General features: G+C 40.1%; 7 protein-coding genes. 6 read left to right on the top strand and 1 reads right to left on the bottom strand.

Annotated elements, in window-relative coordinates:
- The first annotated feature begins 57 nt into the window (after positions 1-57).
- The 6 genes from MM213_RS01305 to MM213_RS01280 all read left to right on the top strand — a co-directional run bounded on the left by MM213_RS01305 (position 58) and on the right by MM213_RS01280 (position 18,783).
- Positions 58-1,974 (top strand): fumarate reductase/succinate dehydrogenase flavoprotein subunit, encoded by a 1,917-nt coding sequence (locus MM213_RS01305; RefSeq protein ID WP_241409494.1) that lies wholly within the window; start codon positions 58-60, stop codon positions 1,972-1,974.
- 193 nt (positions 1,975-2,167) lie between these two features.
- On the top strand, positions 2,168-2,899 hold the full coding sequence (locus MM213_RS01300; protein WP_241409493.1) for a succinate dehydrogenase/fumarate reductase iron-sulfur subunit: 732 nt from the start codon (positions 2,168-2,170) through the stop codon (positions 2,897-2,899).
- Between the two features lie 392 nt (positions 2,900-3,291).
- Positions 3,292-3,837: a phage tail protein gene (locus MM213_RS01295; RefSeq protein ID WP_241409492.1), complete on the top strand. Its 546-nt coding sequence runs from the start codon at positions 3,292-3,294 to the stop codon at positions 3,835-3,837.
- 76 nt (positions 3,838-3,913) lie between these two features.
- Complete coding sequence (locus tag MM213_RS01290; protein WP_241409491.1) at positions 3,914-17,080, top strand: MBG domain-containing protein; 13,167 nt, start codon at positions 3,914-3,916, stop codon at positions 17,078-17,080.
- Between the two features lie 98 nt (positions 17,081-17,178).
- Entirely contained in the window at positions 17,179-18,120 is a 942-nt protein-coding gene (locus MM213_RS01285) for a PorP/SprF family type IX secretion system membrane protein (protein WP_241409490.1), read from the top strand.
- Positions 18,121-18,531: 411 nt separating this feature from the next.
- The gene (locus tag MM213_RS01280; RefSeq protein WP_241409489.1) at positions 18,532-18,783 is read left to right on the top strand and encodes a hypothetical protein; all 252 of its coding nucleotides are present in this window, start codon (positions 18,532-18,534) and stop codon (positions 18,781-18,783) included.
- A 246-nt stretch (positions 18,784-19,029) separates the two neighbouring features.
- On the opposite strand, the gene MM213_RS01275 is transcribed toward MM213_RS01280, so the two are convergent.
- On the bottom strand, positions 19,030-20,052 hold the full coding sequence (locus MM213_RS01275) for a LacI family DNA-binding transcriptional regulator (RefSeq protein ID WP_241409488.1): 1,023 nt from the start codon (positions 20,050-20,052) through the stop codon (positions 19,030-19,032).
- Between the last annotated feature and the right edge of the window lie 82 nt (positions 20,053-20,134).

Below are 20,134 nucleotides of genomic sequence, written 5' to 3'. Positions count from 1 at the left end.
GATTATTTTAGGCTTGATTAAATGATTGTATATATAAAATAATGATCCCTTGAATACATGTTAAACTCCAGAATTCCAGAAGGACCACTTGAAGAAAAGTGGAAAAAATATAAGGCAAATGCGCAACTTATTAATCCTGCAAATCGCAGAAATTATAAGATTATCGTGGTAGGTACAGGGTTGGCAGGCGCATCTTCTGCTGCAAGTTTAGCAGAGCTGGGATTCAATGTGGAAGTATTTACCTTTCATGATTCTGCAAGAAGAGCGCATTCTGTAGCTGCCCAAGGGGGTGTAAATGCAGCCAAAGATTATAAAAACGATGGGGATAGTGTCTGGAGAATGTTTTACGATACACTAAAAGGTGGAGATTTTAGAGCTCGTGAAGCAAATGTGTACCGTTTGGCTGAATGTAGTATGTCTTTGATAGATCAGGCTGTCGCCCAAGGAGTACCATTCGCAAGGGAATATAGTGGCTATCTTAGCAATCGATCTTTTGGGGGTGTTCAAGTAAGTCGGACTTTTTATGCAAGAGGCCAGACTGGGCAGCAGCTTCTACTTGGTGCATATCAATCCTTAATGAGACAAAATGATGGAAATAACCTAAAGCTGCATACTAGACATGAAATGCTTGATGTCATTACTATAAATGGTGAGGCAAAAGGAGTTACCGTTCGAAATCTTGATAATGGAGAAATAGTATCGCATAGCTGTGATGCTCTAATTTTAGCATCAGGTGGTTATGGAAAAATATATTACCTGAGCACACTAGCGATGAATTGTAATGCAACAGCTATTTGGCGCGCACATCGAAAGGGGGCATTTATGGCTGCACCAAGTTGGACGCAGTTTCACCCAACTTCATTGCCCCAGCTAGGAGGCTATCAAAGTAAACTTACCTTAATGAGCGAATCTTTACGCAATGATGGAAGGATCTGGGTACCACTGTCTCCAAATGATCAACGACCACCAAATGAAATCCCAGAAGAGGAGCGCGACTATTACTTAGAGCGTCGCTATCCATCATTTGGAAATCTAGCACCAAGAGATATTTCTTCCCGTGCAGCCAAAGAACGTATTGATGCAGGCTGTGGGGTAGGGCCAATGGGAAATGCGGTATATCTTGATTTTAAAGATGCCATAAAACGAGATGGGGAAAAGATCATTGAGCAGCGATATGGTAATTTATTTGGAATGTATCAGAAAATTACCGGCACTGACGCTTATAAAGAACCAATGATGATTGCTCCTGCTGCTCATTTTAGTATGGGTGGGTTGTGGGTGGATTATCGATTGATGAGTAATTTATCAGGACTTTTTGTTTTGGGTGAAGCTAATTTTTCAGATCATGGTGCCAACCGCTTAGGAGCAAATAGTTTACTGCAAGCTTGTGTTGACGGTTATTTTATAGCTCCAAGTACTATAATGGATTATTTGGCAGAAAAAAGTCCAGTCAAATCTCCTAAAATGGATGAATGGGATTCGGCGGTCATCAAATCAAAATCTGAAGTTATTGATCGTCTTCAAAATTTATTGACTATCAAAGGGAATACGACCGCGGAAGAATTTCATAAGGAACTTGGGCAAATCCTCTACAAAAAATGCGGATTATCTCGCAACAAAATTAGTATGCAATCTGCCAAAAATGATTTGTTGATTCTTCAAAAGCGTTTTTATGAAGAACTGTTGATTCCTGGAAGTACAAATGAAATCAATTTTGAATTAGAAAAAGCAGCAAGAGTAGAAGACTATTTGGAGATGTCTATTCTTATAGTGGAAGATGCTTTACAAAGGGAAGAATCCTGTGGAGCTCATTTTAGAGAGGAACATCAAACAGACGAAGGGGAGGCATTACGGAATGATGAGGAATTTAAATATGTAAGTGTTTGGGAGTTCAAAGGCAATAATTCATATGAACTGCATAAAGAACATTTAGATTTTAAATTTGCTGAGTTGAAAAATAGAAGTTATAAATGATTTTATGACTGTTCGGTTCTTTACCAATAGCTTCAATTCTTAGAATTATAGCTTGATTCAATTTAATTTCTAATACTTTCCAAGAGCAATTATTATATGATATGAGTGAAATCAAGTTTATAATTTCTTCACTGTCAAATTTCCATAGATTCATATCATCATATATGCTCACCTGACTAAAAAAATGAAAATTATGAAACTAGAACTTCACGTATGGCGACAATCAGGGCAGTTTGAAAAAGGATATTTCGAAAAACATGTGTTAGATGATTTAGATGAACATATGTCTGTACCCGAGATGCTTGATCATCTCAATACCAAGATAATAAAATCCACAGGAAGCCCAATCGCTTTTGAAAGTGATTGTAGAGAAGGGATTTGTGGTCAGTGTGGTTTTGTGATTAATGGAGATATTCATGGTCCCATTAATGGGACTACTACCTGCCAAATTCACCTTCGTAGCTTTGATGATGGGCAAACTTTATTTATTGAACCGTTTAGGGCGAAAGCTTTTCCAATAAAAAAAGATCTTGTAATAGATAGATCAGCATTTGATAGGATTATACAAGCGGGTGGATACATAGGTGTCAATACAGGACAGGCTTCAGAAGCAAATACAATTCTAATCAATCATGAACTAGCAGAGAAGGCTTTTGATGCTGCTGCATGTATTGGATGTGGTGCTTGTGTAGCAGTGTGCAAAAATGCCAGTGCAATGCTTTTTACATCAGCAAAAGTTAACCATCTATCCATGCTGCCACAAGGTGAGCTTGAAGCTTCTCAAAGAGTCACAAACATGGTGAATCAGATGGATGAGGAAGGATTTGGGTCTTGTACTTATACGGGGGAATGTGAAAAAATTTGTCCGCAAGGAATTTCCATTACTAACATTGTTGATTTGAATCGTCGATGGTTTTGGAAATAATGTTAAATAGTTATTCGCTAAGACACCGGGAAGATAATCTTTGCATGTAAGCATGTGGATAAATATCGACGGTCAACATCTGCTGAATTCAAAGTATGTACCAAATTAAATGTAGACACTGGTTTGAAAGCGGATATGTTGTTAATGTTGTTTTTGGTAAACGGGTTATCTTACCATTTACAAACCTGGATTAACCTAAATAATAAAAAATATTTTTTTATCATCTAATAATCAATGTTTTATAGAAAGTGTTCATTTTTTTATTTTTCAAATACAAATAATTGTTTTTAGTAACAATTTAGAATTTATGGTAAAAAATAAGTGTTAGTACGTATTTATTTTCTAAGGATAAATATGTTGATTGCCTACTATTTCACTCTAAATACTAAAAAATGGAACCACTAATTGGACAAATCATGATGTTTGCCGGAACCTTTGCTCCCAAAGGTTGGGCCTACTGCGAAGGGCAGCTCATTTCTATTTCCCAGAATCAGGCTTTATATAGCATTTTAGGAAATACTTATGGCGGAGATGGTATAAATAACTTTGCACTACCAGATTTAAGGGGGAGAGCTCCTATTCATAAAGGTCACGGGCCTGGTTTAAGCCCTATCAATTTAGGAGAGCAGGGAGGCACAGAAAAAGTCACTCTGGATATGAGTAATATGCCTGCACACAATCATGCGTTAAATGTGAGTAATTCAGCAGGAACAAGTTTCAACCCCGAAGGAAATGTGCCAGCTGCCTCTCAGTTTCAGGAAAACCGTCAAAGTCCTGTTATCAATGTCAACTCATACAACGGCAATTTTCCCAATACTGCTATGTCACCAAGTACCATTAGCGTTCAAGGCGGAAACCAGCCATTTAACAGCCGAAATCCTTATTTAGGCATCAATTATATTATTGCCTTAGAGGGTGTTTACCCTATGAGAGATTGATTTTTTGTCCTTTGGGGTATGCCTACTCCAAAGGACATCCTTTTTTTAATTTTCTTTTATTCAGAATCAGCCCACTATGAAAAAAACTCTACTAATCTTTCTATTCTTTACCTCTTTTTTCGCTTCACACCTTCCAAAGAAGGCATCTGCTCAGATCAATACCATTACCTTTAATGAGTTGGCTAATAATTTAGCTTTGGGTAAGTCCTATACCAACAGTGGCTTTACTTTTTCAGTAAACATACCGGCAGGAAGTTCCGCTCAAATAATAAGCTTGCAAAACGTAGGATTTCAGGGGTCAATGGCCCTAACAGATAATAATTTCGCGTTTGGAGGCATTACACGTTGGACTATCCGAAGAGCTGATAGTGAAGCATTCCAATTTAGAAGTATCTTTTTGCAAGATGGAGGTTTTGGAAGCAGTACCACAGGAACCATTCAAGGCTTTAAAAACGGTAGTTCCACTGGTCCTGCTAAAGCTATCCAATTCAATTCAGCTACTGCAGGACTAAAAGATTATGCAGGCGATCCTGATTTTTTTGATGTGGATGAAGTTCGGATTCAAGCAGCAGACATCAATTTTAACCTGGATCACTTTACCTTCGGACCACCTTTTTCTCCTGTAGATACAGATCCTGCGGAAGTTACGTCCATTTCTTTGACAGGTTCACCTGATGCCAATGCTACTTCAGTGGTGTTTTCTGTCAATTTCAACAAAACCGCTTTGAATGTCAGTCCTGATGATTTCCAATTGACCACATCAGGTACGGTGGTCGGTACGGTATCCTCAGTATCAGGCTCTGGTTCCACATATTCGGTCACAGTTAATGACATCTCCGGGGACGGAAGTCTTCGACTTGACCTAAGATCAGGAACCAATATCAGCAATGCAAATGGAAATACTGGCACACCTGCCTTTACCTCAGGGCAGTTTCATTTTGTGAGTCCATGCTTTATTGAAACTTTTGAAGATGAGGCTATTGGATCAAAAATATTCACAGGAAATGGGTTGAGTTTTTCATTACTGGGAAACTGGGAAGTATCTCAGGAAACACCTTTTGCAGGTATCGGTGGATCGCAGAAACACCTGACAAACACAGGTGCAGGCCCCTATATCATCACTTCCGATGAGTTGATCACCATGAAACAGTTGGCGCTCTACCTGTCTTCAAACCCTTCCGGAACAAACCCTACCAACGACGGAACAGTCACAATCAAAGGGTTTAATGATGGAGTAGAAAGATTCTCCTTAACCAAATCAACCGGATTCCCTACTGATCTTTCCAATAACGGTGGCTATTTCTTTATTGATTCTGCAACAGAACAAGGACAAAACAACACCAACAAAAGAATTGACAGACTTGAGATTTCTTTGGGTGGCAGTTTCGTATACCTGAATTTGGATAACTTTGAATGGTGTGAAGCAGGCCCCAACACCCCTCCAACTATCGCTAATCCAATCCCTGATCAAATAGCCACTCAGGATGAAGCCTTTAGCTTTCAATTTGCTGAAAACACATTTGAAGATCAGGATGAAGGGGATATCCTTATTTTCACAGCAAATCTTACAGGAGGGGACCCACTACCTGCATGGTTGAATTTTGATGCCAATAGCAGGACTTTTTCAGGAACACCTACAAGTGATAATCTAGGTGAAATCAGTATTGATGTCACAGCAGATGATCAAGAAGGAGGATCTGTAACAGATACCTTCACATTATCTGTGGAAATCGGTATCGTGATCACTCCTTCTGGTAACAACATCCTTTATGTTAACAAAAATGGTTCTGGCACAGGTGAAGGCAATTCCTGGGCAAATGCTATCCCAGAACTTGCTGAGGCACTGCGATGGGCAAAAGAAAATGAAAACAATGACTTATGGTCTGCCGATGAACCACTTCAGATTTGGGTAGCGGGTGGCACATACAAACCTATGTTCAGCCCACAGGATGGGTTTTTATCCACTGATGGAGGAAGGGACAATGCCTTCTTGATGGTCAAAGATGTGCAGGTATTTGGAGGCTTTGCTGGCACAGAATCCAGTCTGCAAGAGCGGGACTTTGCCTTGTCTCAAAACACCAGTATTCTTAGTGGGGACTTGCTGGAAAATGACGGACCCAACTTCGCAAATAATGATGAAAATGCCTATCACGTAGTCATCTTACCTGATAATGTAGGAGTAGCCAGTCTGGATGGATTTGCCATTACGGGCGGCAATGCCAATGGAATCGGTGATATTTTCATCAATGGTAGAAATATTCCCAGACCGGTTGGAGGAGGCATATTCAATATAAATTCACCAATGGAAATACGGAATGTGTCTGTTGTTGGAAATTTTGCGATCGCTAATGGAGGTGGTATTTACGAAATATTCTCAGAGACCTCTTATACCAATGTGCTTATTTCCAAGAACAAAAGCCAAAATCGAGCAGGTGGAATATTTTCAGGATTCTCTATTTCGGAATATACAAATGTCACCGTTGCCGATAATGAAGCAGGTCAACAGGGTGGTGGAATATACAATGAAGGTTCAGCACTGAAAATCCAAAACATGGTATTGTTAGGCAATACGGCAGGAATCAGTGGAGACGGATTGCTGAATGATAACCTTGAAACCCCTGAAAGTACTGTAATTTCTTTTAGTTTGATCCAAGGTTTGAACAGCGAAAGCAATGGCAACATCAGTGCGGTTGGATTAAGTACAGATGATGTGTTTGAAGATTTTGAGAATGGAAATTACAGACTCAAAGCTGGTTCCCCTGCCATCAACACCGGAAATCCTGATACAGATTTATCCCTCTTCCCAGTAGGTCCGGAAGGACCAATCGATCTGGGTGGCAATCCCAGGATCATTAATGAAAGAATTGATATGGGGGCTTTTGAGCGCCAGCAATTACCTCAAACCATTACTTTCAATTCTCCCCCTATCCTTACATACGGAGATATGAATGTAGAATTTGATATCTCAACCACTTCAGGTTTACCAGTCACTTATACTTTAAATGACAATGACTTTGTTTCTGTCACATCGAATGGATCAGGATTGAATGCGCTTCAAGCCACAGAAGGCCTGATTGAAATCACCGTTTCAGTTGCTGGAAATGAAACTTATGAAGCAACAAATGTCACTGTATCAATTCCTGTTGGCAGACTCCAGTTGGAAATCGCGGCTCCTATAATTTCTCCAAAGGAATTTGACGGAACAACTGATGTCATTTTAGAACTTGGTCAAATTTTGAACCTAGTAGAAGGAGATGTTTTACAGTTAGACTTCACAGCGTTTTTTGACAATCCAAATGCAGGGTCAGGAAAAACGATAACTGTTCAATATATAATTTCTGGAACAGATGCAGCTAACTATCTTGCTCCAAACACATTTATCAGCAATGAAGGTGTTATCACACCTGCCACAATCACAGGAATTTCTTTCGAGAATGTCAGCACTGTATTTGACGGAACGGAAAAAACCATTGAAATCACAGGCACGCTCCCTGATGGAGCAACAGTGGACTATGAAAACAACGGTAGAACGAATGTAGGAAACCAGCAGGTAACCGCCAGGATAACCGGTTCCAACTTTAATGATCTGGTATTGACAGCCGAGTTGGAAATCACCCCTGCCACCATCACGGGAATAACCTTCGAGGATCAGAGCTTTGTGTTCGACGGAACCGAAAAAACCCTTGAAATCACCGGAACATTACCTCCAGGAACTTCTGTGACTTACGAAAACAATACCAGAACCAACGTGGGTACCCARGAAGCAACGGCTACCATTATCGGAAGCAATTTCACAACCTTGGTACTGACGGCGGACTTGACGATTACCCCTGCTACAATTACAGGTGTCACTTTCGAAGATGGGAACTTTGTATTCGACGGAACGGAAAAATCCATTGAAATCACCGGAACATTACCTCCAGGAACTTCTGTGACTTACGAAAACAATACCAGAACCAACGTGGGTACCCAGGAAGCAACGGCTACCATTATCGGAAGCAATTTCACAACCTTGGTACTGACGGCGGACTTGACGATTACCCCTGCAACAATTACAGGAATCACCTTTGGAGATGGGAACTTTGTATTCGACGGAACGGAAAAATCCATTGAAGTCACAGGTACATTACCAGCAGGATCATCAGTTTCTTATGATAACAACACCAGAACGAATGTAGGAACACAAGAAGCAACGGCTACCATTAGCGGAAGCAATTTCACAACCTTGGTATTGACGGCGGACTTTACGATTACGCCAGCTACAATTACAGGTGTCACTTTCGGAGATGGGAACTTTGTATTCGACGGAACGGAAAAATCCATTGAAATCACCGGAACATTACCTCCAGGAACTTCTGTGACTTACGAAAACAATACCAGAACCAACGTGGGTACCCAGGAAGCAACGGCTACCATTATCGGAAGCAATTTCACAACCTTGGTACTGACGGCGGACTTGACGATTACCCCTGCTACAATTACAGGTGTCACTTTCGAAGATGGGAACTTTGTATTCGACGGAACGGAAAAATCCATTGAAGTCACAGGTACATTACCAGCAGGAACATCAGTTTCTTATGATAACAATACCAGAACCAACGTGGGTAGCCAGGAAGCAACGGCTACCATTATCGGAAGCAATTTCACAACCTTGGTATTGACGGCGGACTTTACGATTACGCCAGCTACAATTACAGGTGTCACTTTCGGAGATGGGAACTTTGTATTCGACGGAACGGAAAAATCCATTGAAATCACCGGAACATTACCTCCAGGAACTTCTGTGACTTACGAAAACAATACCAGAACCAACGTGGGTACCCAGGAAGCAACGGCTACCATTACCGGAAGCAATTTCACAACCTTGGTATTGACGGCGGACTTTACGATTACGCCAGCTACAATTACAGGTGTCACTTTCGGAGATGGGAACTTTGTATTCGACGGAACAGAAAAATCCATTGAAATCACCGGAACATTACCTCCAGGAACATCAGTTTCTTATGATAACAACACCAGAACGAATGTAGGAACACAAGAAGCAACGGCTACCATTAGCGGAAGCAATTTCACAACCTTGGTATTGACGGCGGACTTAACGATTACGCCAGCTACAATTACAGGAATCACCTTCGAAGATGGGAACTTTGTATTCGACGGAACGGAAAAATCCATTGAAGTCACAGGTACATTACCAGCAGGAACATCAGTTTCTTATGATAACAACACCAGAACGAATGTAGGAACACAAGAAGCAACGGCTACCATTAGCGGAAGCAATTTCACAACCTTGGTATTGACGGCTGAGTTGACGATTACGCCAGCTACAATTACAGGTGTCACTTTCGAAGATGGGAACTTTGTATTCGACGGAACAGAAAAATCCATTGAAGTCACAGGTACATTACCAGCAGGAACATCAGTTTCTTATGATAACAACACCAGAACGAATGTAGGAACACAAGAAGCAACGGCTACCATTATCGGAAGCAATTTCACAACCTTGGTACTGACGGCGGACTTTACGATTACCCCTGCAACAATTACAGGAATCACCTTCGGAGATGGGAACTTTGTATTCGACGGAACAGAAAAATCTATTGAAATCACTGGAACACTTCCTTCAGGAACTTCGGTGTCTTATGCTGCTAATTCAAGAACAAACGTAGGAAGCCAAGAAGCAACAGCTACGATCACAGGATCGAATGTCGAGACTTTGATATTGACAGCTGATCTGACAATCACACCTGCTGCCATTACAGGAATCAGTTTTGACGATGCAAGCTTTGTCTTCGACGGAACTGAGAAATCTATTGAAATCATTGGAACACTTCCTTCAGGAACTTCGGTGTCTTATGCTGCTAATACAAGAACAAACGTAGGCACACAGGAAGCTACAGCTACGATCACAGGTTCGAATTTCGAGACCTTGATATTGACAGCTGATCTGACAATCACACCTGCTGCCATTACAGGAATCAGTTTTGACGATGCAAGCTTTGTCTTTGACGGAACTGAGAAATCCATTGTAATCACTGGAACACTTCCGGTAGGGACCTCAGTTTCTTACTCTGACAATTCAAGAACAAACGTAGGAACACAGGAAGCTACAGCTACGATCACAGGTTCGAATTTCGAGACCTTGATATTGACAGCTGATTTGACAATCACGCCTGCTGAAATCACAGGAATTACCTTCGACGATGCAAGCTTTGTCTTTGACGGAACTGAGAAATCTATTGAAATCACAGGAACAATTGCTGTAGGGACCTCAGTTTCTTACTCTGACAATTCAAGAACAAACGTAGGCATGCAAGAAGCAACTGCTACGATCACTGGTTCGAATTTCGAGACCTTGATATTGACAGCTGATTTGACAATCACACCAGCTGACATTTCAGGAATCACCTTTGACGATGCAAGCTTTGCCTTTGACGGAACAGAAAAAACCATAGAAATCACAGGAACACTTCCGGTAGGAGCTTCGGTAGTTTATTCAAACAATTCAAGAACAAACGTAGGCACGCAAGAAGCAACTGCTACGATCACTGGTTCGAATTTCGAGACCTTGCTATTGACAGCTGATCTGACAATCACACCTGCGGAGATCACAGGAATCAGTTTTGATGTTACAAGCTTTGTCTTTGACGGAACTGAGAAATCCATTGTAATCACAGGAACACTTCCTGCAGGAACTTCAGTTTCTTACTCTGACAATTCAAGAACTAACGTAGGCACACAGGAAGCAACCGCCACGATCAGTGGATCGAATTTCGAGACTTTGCTATTGACAGCTGATTTGACAATCACACCTGCTGAAATCACAGGAATCAGTTTTGACGATGCAAGTTTTGTGTTTGATGGAACAGAAAAAACAATAGAAATCTCTGGAACACTTCCGGTAGGAGCTTCGATAGTTTATTTAAACAATTCAAGAACAAATGTAGGAAGCCAAGAAGCAACTGCAACGATCACTGGTTCGAATTTCGAGACCTTGATACTGACAGCTGATCTGGCAATCACACCAGCTGACATTTCAGGAATCGGGTTTGATGATGCAAGCTTTGTCTTTGACGGAACAGAAAAATCCATAGAAATCACAGGAACACTTCCGGTAGGAGCTTCGGTAGTTTATTCAAACAATTCAAGAACAAACGTAGGAAGCCAAGAAGCGACAGCAACGATCACAGGTGACAACTTTACGACCTTGATATTGACAGCTGATTTGACAATCACACCTGCTGCCATCACAGGAATCGGGTTTGATGATGCAAGCTTTGTCTTTGACGGAACTGAGAAATCCATAGAAATCACAGGAACACTTCCGGCAGGAGCTTCGGTAGTTTATTCAAACAATTCAAGAACAAACGTAGGAAGCCAAGAAGCGACAGCAACGATCACAGGTGTCAACTTTACGACCTTGATATTGACAGCTGATCTGACAATCACACCTGCTGCCATCACAGGAATCGGGTTTGATGATGCAAGCTTTGTCTTTGACGGAACAGAAAAATCCATAGAAATCACAGGAACACTTCCGGTAGGAGCTTCGGTAGTTTATTCAAACAATTCAAGAACAAACGTAGGCACGCAAGAAGCAACTGCTACGATTACAGGTTCGAATTTCGAGACATTGATATTGACAGCTGATCTGACAATCACACCTGCTGCCATTTCAGGAATCAGTTTTGACGATGCAAGCTTTGTCTTTGACGGAACTGAGAAATCTATTGAAATCATTGGAGCACTTCCTTCAGGAACTTCGGTGTCTTATGCTGCTAATACAAGAACAAGCGTAGGCACACAGGAAGCAACGGCTACCATTATCGGAAGCAATTTCACAACCTTGGTACTGACGGCTGACTTGACGATTACGCCAGCTACAATTACAGGTGTCACTTTCGAAGATGGGAACTTTGTATTCGACGGAACGGAAAAATCCATTGAAATCACAGGAACAATTCCGGTAGGAGCTTCGGTAGTTTATTCAAACAATTCAAGAACAAACGTAGGAAGCCAAGAAACGACAGCAACGATCACAGGTGACAACTTTACGACCTTGATATTGACAGCTGATTTGACAATCACGCCTGCTGAAATCACAGGAATTACCTTCGACGATGCAAGTTTTGTATTTGACGGAAGCGAAAAAACCATTGAAATCATTGGAACACTTCCTTCAGGAACTTCGGTGTCTTATGCTGCTAATTCAAGAACAAACGTAGGAAGCCAAGAAGCAACAGCTACGATCACAGGATCGAATTTCGAGACTTTGATATTGACAGCTGATCTGACAATCACACCTGCTGCCATTACAGGAATCAGTTTTGACGATGCAAGCTTTGTCTTCGACGGAACTGAGAAATCTATTGAAATCACAGGAACACTTGCTGTAGGGACCTCAGTTTCTTACTCTGACAATTCAAGAACAAACGTAGGCACACAGGAAGCAACCGCCACGATCAGTGGATCGAATTTCGAGACTTTGCTATTGACAGCTGTTCTGACAATCACACCAGCTGACATCACAGGAATCAGTTTTGACGATGCAAGCTTTGTCTTTGATGGAACTGAGAAATCTATTGAAATCACTGGAACACTTCCTTCAGGAACTTCGGTGACTTATGCTGCTAATACAAGAACAAACGTAGGCACACAGGAAGCTACAGCTACGATCACAGGTTCGAATTTCGAGACCTTGATATTGACAGCTGATCTGACAATCACACCTGCTGCCATTACAGGAATCAGTTTTGACGATGCAAGCTTTGTCTTTGACGGAAGCGAAAAAACCATTGAAATCATTGGAACACTTCCTTCAGGAACTTCGGTGTCTTATGCTGCTAATACAAGAACAAACGTAGGCACACAGGAAGCTACAGCTACGATCACAGGTTCGAATTTCGAGACCTTGCTATTGACAGCTGATTTGACAATCACACCAGCTGCCATCACAGGAATCAGCTTTGACGATGCAAGTTTTGTCTTTGATGGAACTGAGAAATCTATTGAAATCACTGGAACATTACCTCCAGGAACTTCTGTGACTTACGAAAACAATACCAGAACGAATGTAGGAACACAAGAAGCAACTGCTACCATTATCGGAAGCAATTTCACAACCTTGGTACTGACGGCGGACTTAACGATTACGCCAGCTACAATTACAGGAATCACCTTCGAAGATGGGAACTTTGTATTCGACGGAACGGAAAAATCCATTGAAGTCACAGGTACATTACCAGCAGGATCATCAGTTTCTTATGATAACAACACCAGAACGAATGTAGGAACACAAGAAGCAACGGCTACCATTAGCGGAAGCAATTTCACAACCTTGGTATTGACGGCTGACTTGACGATTACGCCAGCTACAATTACAGGTGTCACTTTCGAAGATGGCAACTTTGTATTCGACGGAACAGAAAAATCCATTGAAGTCACAGGTACATTACCAGCAGGAACATCAGTTTCTTATGATAACAACACCAGAACGAATGTAGGAACACAAGAAGCAACGGCTACCATTATCGGAAGCAATTTCACAACCTTGGTACTGACGGCGGACTTGACGATTACCCCTGCAACAATTATAGGAATCACCTTCGGAGATGGGAACTTTGTATTCGACGGAACAGAAAAATCCATTGAAATCACTGGAACATTACCTCCAGGAACTTCTGTGACTTACGAAAACAATACCAGAACGAATGTAGGAACACAAGAAGCAACTGCTACCATTATCGGAAGCAATTTCACAACCTTGGTACTGACGGCGGACTTAACGATTACGCCAGCTACAATTACAGGAATCACCTTCGAAGATGGGAACTTTGTATTCGACGGAACGGAAAAATCCATTGAAGTCATTGGAACACTTCCTTCAGGAACTTCTGTGACTTACGAAAACAATACCAGAACCAACGTGGGTACCCAGGAAGCAACGGCTACCATTACCGGAAGCAATTTCACAACCTTGGTATTGACGGCGGACTTGACGATTACGCCAGCTACAATTACAGGTGTCACTTTCGAAGATGGGAACTTTGTATTTGACGGAAGCGAAAAAACCATTGAAATCATTGGAACACTTCCTTCAGGAACTTCGGTGTCTTATGCTGCTAATTCAAGAACTAACGTAGGCACACAGCAAGCAACCGCCACGATCAGTGGATCGAATTTCGAGACTTTGCTATTGACAGCTGACCTGACAATCACACCTGCTGCCATTACAGGAATCAGTTTTGACGATGCAAGCTTTGTGTTTGATGGAACGGAAAAATCCATAGAAATCACAGGAACACTTCCGGTAGGAGCTTCGGTAGTTTATTCAAACAATTCAAGAACAAACGTAGGAAGCCAAGAAGCAACAGCTACAATCACTGGTTCGAATTTCGAGACCTTGATATTGACAGCTGATCTGACAATCACACCAGCTGACATTTCAGGAATCGGGTTTGATGATGCAAGCTTTGTCTTTGACGGAACGGAAAAATCCATTGAAGTCACAGGAACACTTCCGGTAGGAGCTTCGGTAGTTTATTCAAACAATTCAAGAACAAACATAGGGACACAGGAAGCTACAGCTACGATCACAGGTTCGAATTTCGAGACCTTGATATTGACAGCTGATTTGACAATCACGCCTGCTGAAATCACAGGAATTACCTTCGACGATGCAAGTTTTGTATTTGACGGAACTGAGAAATCTATTGAAATCACAGGAACACTTGCTGTAGGGACCTCAGTTTCTTACTCTGACAATTCAAGAACAAACGTAGGCACGCAAGAAGCAACTGCTACGATCACAGGTTCGAATTTCGAGACCTTGATATTGACAGCTGATCTGACAATCACACCTGCTGCCATTACAGGAATCAGTTTTGACGATGCAAGCTTTGTCTTTGACGGAACTGAGAAATCTATTGAAATCATTGGAACACTTCCTACAGGAACTTCGGTGTCTTATGCTGCTAATACAAGAACAAACGTAGGCACGCAGGAAGCTACAGCTACGATCACAGGATCGAATTTCGAGACCTTGATATTGACAGCTGATTTGACAATCACACCAGCTGCCATCACAGGAATCAGCTTTGATAATGCAAGTTTTGACTTTGATGGAACAGAAAAATCCATAGAAATCACAGGAACACTTCCGGTAGGAGCTTCGGTAGTTTATTTAAACAATTCAAGAACAAATGTTGGAAGCCAAGAAGCAACTGCTACGATCACTGGTTCGAATTTCGAGACCTTGATACTGACAGCTGATCTGGCAATCACACCAGCTGACATTTCAGGAATCGGGTTTGATGATGCAAGCTTTGTCTTTAACGGAACGGAAAAATCCATTGAAGTCACAGGAACACTTCCGGTAGGAGCTTCGGTAGTTTATTCAAACAATTCAAGAACAAACGTAGGAACACAGGAAGCTACAGCTACGATCACAGGTTCGAATTTCGAGACCTTGATATTGACAGCTGATCTGACAATCACACCTGCTGCCATTACAGGAATCAGTTTTGACGATGCAAGCTTTGACTTTGATGGAACAGAAAAATCCATAGAAATCACAGGAACACTTCCGGTAGGAGCTTCGGTAGTTTATTCTAACAATTCAAGAACAAACGTAGGCATGCAAGAAGCAACTGCTACGATCACTGGTTCGAATTTCGAGACCTTGATATTGACAGCTGATTTGATCATTACACCGGCAACTTTAGAAATTACTCCAAACTCAAACCAAGGTAAAGTTTATGGAGAGACTGATCCAATTCTTACATTCACTGTAAGAGGATTTGGAAACGGGGATGATGAAGGGATAATAACAGGTTCAATAGTCAGAGGTATTGGTGAAAATGTTGGTAACTATGCCATACAGCAAGGAACACTAGATGCTGGATCTAATTATTTCATTAGTTTCACGCCTGTAGATTTCCAAATTAGTCAAGCTCCGCTTACGATCACAGCAGAGAACAAGTCAAAAGTCTATGGCGAATCAAACCCAACATTGACCTTTACTTATGATGGTTTGGTTAATGGAGATACAGAGGTTAAAACTTTACCAACTATCAGCACAACTGCAACAGAAAGCTCTGATGTAGGTATCTATCCAATTACTTTATCAGGTGGATCGGATTCTAATTACTCCATTACTTTCGTGTCAGCAACTTTGGTGGTTAGACCAGCTAGTTTGACAATTTTGGTAGATGAAAATCAGTCTAAGGTTTTTGGGACGACTGATCCTGTGTTTAGCTTTATAGCTACAGGATTTGTGGCTGGTGATGACGAAGAAATTATTTCAGGAAATTTGGCTAGACTAGCTGGAGAAACAGTTGGTAACTATCCAATAAATCTTGGAGATTTATCTGCTGGAAGTAATTATGAAATTGAGTTTGTAGGTCGAAATTTTGAAATCTTACCTGCCGTGATAGAGATGGTTTTGCAGCCTTCTCCAATTGAATCAATATGGGGTGTTGATCCAGGTTTACCAAGTACAATTACTGTGATGACTACAGACGGACAGTTCCTCGAACTTCCAATAACTTGGGATTTACAAAGCCTTTATATCTTCGGAAATGGGGACTATCCTCTAACGGCAAGTATCAATCTACCGTCGGGAATTTTGAATCCTCAAGGGTTACTTGTAGAGATTGTGTTAACAATACTTCCAAAACCAGCCCCTGAAGACATCCTGCTAGACAACAATAGTTTTGAGGCAGAAGCTGGCCAAAATCTTATTGCAATAGGTAATTTTACGGTAGTGGATCCAATTGACGATCAGCATGAAATAACTCTCTCTAACCTCGCTTTTGATAATGTATATTTCCAAATCACAAATGGAACATTATTCTGGAGTTCGGATGATAGGGCAGAGGGTAGAAGAGAATTCACCATACTTGTTCGCGTAGTGGATCGTGATGGAAATGTTATTGAAAAAGAAATTTCCATACTCAGAAACAGAACTTCAGTGAGCAACATCGAGATCTTTAACGCTTTCACTCCAAACGGAGATAATGTAAATGACACTTGGGGTGTGGGTGAATTGAGGTTCTATAGAAATGTTCGTATCCAAATTTTTGAGAGAAGTGGCAAAAGGGTATTCTATACAGAGGATCCAGATGTGCGTTGGGATGGAAAGTTCAACAATAATGAAATGCCAGTAGGCACATATTATTGGATAGTGGAAGTTAGGGAAACAGGTGAAGTTAGAAAGGGAATGCTAAACTTAATTAGACAATAGAGCAAATCTAGTATTGTGTACAAAGGTCCAAAGAGTAGCTTCAAACTTTAGGAGCGCTGAATTGGTCCTTTGTACTTAATAAAACAAAATATATGACTATGAAAAAAATATATATATTCTTTATAATTTTCATTTTGAGCACTTCAGTCTTTGCCCAGTCTAGAAAATACATTTCACAGTTTAGCCACATGCAGAGTTATTTCAATCCAGCGTTGACTGGATATGAGGGCTCTAGTTTCAGAGGCTTAGTTCGTAATCAATGGGCTGGTTTCGAAGGAGCTCCGATGACCTATTTTGGTTCATTGGAGTTTGATATTGCTGATTTTTCAAAAAGCGGAGATCCAGATAAGAACGCATTGGGATTCAATGTGCTTCATGATGAATATGGAGCATTTATAGAAACTGAGATGATTGCTTCTTATGCCTCAAGGATTCAGATCGCAGAAAAAACATCCATTAGGTTAGGGGTAGGTGTGAACTACAACAGAGTAAGGCTTGATGGGAACAACCTGACCACTGAACAGGCTAATGATCCGAATATAGCACAATACCTCAATGGATTTGCTAATATGCAGGTGTTGGATTTCAATATTGGTTTGGCCTTGACACATCCTAATTATTATGTTTCCTATGCGATGCACAATGTGAATCAAGGTGCAATCAACTCAGGAGATGCTTTTATGGAAAGAAAGCCTAGGGTTGGTATAGTACAGGCAGGTTATAGAAATGCTATCAGTTCAAATCTGTCAGTAGCGACCAATTTTATGTATCGCAGCCAAGTAGACCTGCCTGATAATATAGAATTTAACTTTAAAGTCTTGATGATGGATAAAATTTGGCTAGGTGCTGGACATAGGATAGATTATGCAAATAATTTTCAATTAGGAGTTTTGCTGCCTTTTATGAGAGTTGGATATGTGTACGAGCTACCAATGAGCAGATCTTATCTTCTGCCAAACACTACACATGAATTTTTGGCCGTGATTCCATTGTTTAGGAAAAACGTAAGGGAAAACAAGAAAGAGGTGCTTATATGGTAATCAGATATTAACTTTATCATAAGATGTTTTAAAATTTAAGGGAATGCCAATGTATATATAGTCTTATAAATTTTTGTTAAAGAGTTAGAAAAACTGCTGTTATGCAGCCTATAGGGTTTGAAAAAGCAGGTTCTGTTTTGAATTAGAGTTTTAATTTTTTGTTTTTTCACTAACTCGTTGTCTTTTTTTGAACTACGATTAAACTACATAGTCTTGTATTCTCAAGAGTTAAATATTGTCTTTGCGTATATTGATGGAAATCATAGAAGTAACGATAATTCTATTTTTATGCATCGTTATGCATATTCGGATCAAATTTTGTGATGTATATATAATATTGTGAGTACTTAAAACAAATCTTTGAATTTATTGTGCTACTACTATATATATGAATATAATTATTAAAAAACTATGACAAGATTTAAAAAGTATTTAAACAAACTATTGGGATATCTAATTTTAATACTAATGATTTCCTTTGATTCCAATGCCCAAAACCAACCAAATATCCCAAAACCAAGTGGTCCAATAGATTTTTCTAAGACAAGTAATATTGTCATTTTTATTATTATTCCTATAATTATTATCTTGGCGTTTTTGATTTTCAGAAAAAGAATAATGAAAGTTAAGAAGGAAATAAAAGATAGAAAAGAGAAGCAGTAAGACTATAATTACTAATTAAGAGATAAAATAGTGCAACCAATAATGATTCTGGTTTTGAGAGAAGTTTTTTTCAATTTTAGATAATTTTAAACTTTTCAAAAAGTAAATAACATACGTATTCCTACTTTTTTACTTTTGAACTTATTGTTGTCTAATCTAAAGTTTAAGTCGTAGAAAAAGTTATAACAGTCTTCAGAGGTTGGTTAAAGTAGTTGTAAAAACCCATTTAAGAATTTTATAGATCCATTATCTAGTGCTAGATTCCCTTATTAATAGCTCTGTTTTTATAGTTATGATCTCTGTTTGGATAATATCCTCTTCTTCTTCGATCTGACGGATCAGGAGCCTAGCTGCTGCCATTCCCATTTCAAAGGCCCTATCGTTGACAGTTGTTAGGTGTGGTTCAATGATTTTGGAAATAGGATAATTACTAAAACCAACTATAGCAATTTCCTGAGGGATTTTCACCATATTTTTTTGGAAAACCTGAATAGCACTTACAGCCGTGTAGTCATTTGAACAAAATATTCCATCAGGTCTTGATTTTAGAGCGAGTAGTTTTTTGGCCACCAATGCACCTTCCTCATAGCTCAAATCTTTTGTGAAATGAACCAAGTTTTTTTCCATAGGGAATTTATGTTTGACAAGTGCAGCTTTGTATCCCTCAAATCTTGCTTTAAAAATACCCGTTGATTGGCTTCCACCGATGTGTGCTATTCGTTTACACCCGACTTCAATCAGATGTTCTGTAGCTTTGAAAGCGGATTCATAGTCATTGATTATGATTTTGTTGGCCTCAAATCCTGTAGGAACCCTATCATAAAATACCAATGGGATTTTCATTCGATTTAGTTTTTCAAAATGTTCATAAGAGGTAGTTTCAGTTCCTAAGCAGATGATTACCCCCTCAGACATTTTATTTTGAAGTATTTTAGTAATCTTGGATTCTCGCTTTATTGAGTCCCTCGATTGAAAAATAGTGACATTATATCCTGACTTGTAAGCATATTCTTCAATTCCACTGATCACAAGTGAATGGAAATGAATATCAATCCTAGGAACAATTACCCCGATTGTCAGTGTCTTGCTTTTCCTGAAACTGGAAGCAATGGAGTTTCTTGTAAATCCAAGCTCTTCAGCTTTTTTGAGGACTTTCTCCTTGGTTTCTTGACTGATGCCTGTATGGTCGTCCAATGCCCTTGATATGGTAGATGCTGCCAAACCAAGCTCTTTAGCCAAGTCTTTGAGGGTTGTTCTTTTCTTGTTCATGCGTCTGAGTTAGCAAACGTTTGCAATTTAAAAAATATTAATGGCATTTGGAAAAATATCTTCAATCATTTAAAAGGCCTAA

The organism is Belliella alkalica, from assembly GCF_022549785.1.
In the GTDB taxonomy this organism is placed as follows: Bacteria; Bacteroidota; Bacteroidia; order Cytophagales; family Cyclobacteriaceae; genus Belliella; species Belliella alkalica.
This window is presented reverse-complemented; position numbering and strand designations above follow the sequence as displayed.

Bases quoted from the DNA above. Each gene is read 5' to 3' on its own strand.
- MM213_RS01305 (WP_241409494.1), top strand. From the start codon at position 58: ATGTTAAACTCCAGAATTCCAGAAGGACCACTTGAAGAAAAGTGGAAA.
- MM213_RS01300 (WP_241409493.1), top strand. From the start codon at position 2,168: ATGAAACTAGAACTTCACGTATGGCGACAATCAGGGCAGTTTGAAAAA.
- MM213_RS01295 (WP_241409492.1), top strand. From the start codon at position 3,292: ATGGAACCACTAATTGGACAAATCATGATGTTTGCCGGAACCTTTGCT.
- MM213_RS01285 (WP_241409490.1), top strand. From the start codon at position 17,179: ATGAAAAAAATATATATATTCTTTATAATTTTCATTTTGAGCACTTCA.
- MM213_RS01280 (WP_241409489.1), top strand. From the start codon at position 18,532: ATGACAAGATTTAAAAAGTATTTAAACAAACTATTGGGATATCTAATT.
- MM213_RS01275 (WP_241409488.1), bottom strand. From the start codon at position 20,052: ATGAACAAGAAAAGAACAACCCTCAAAGACTTGGCTAAAGAGCTTGGT.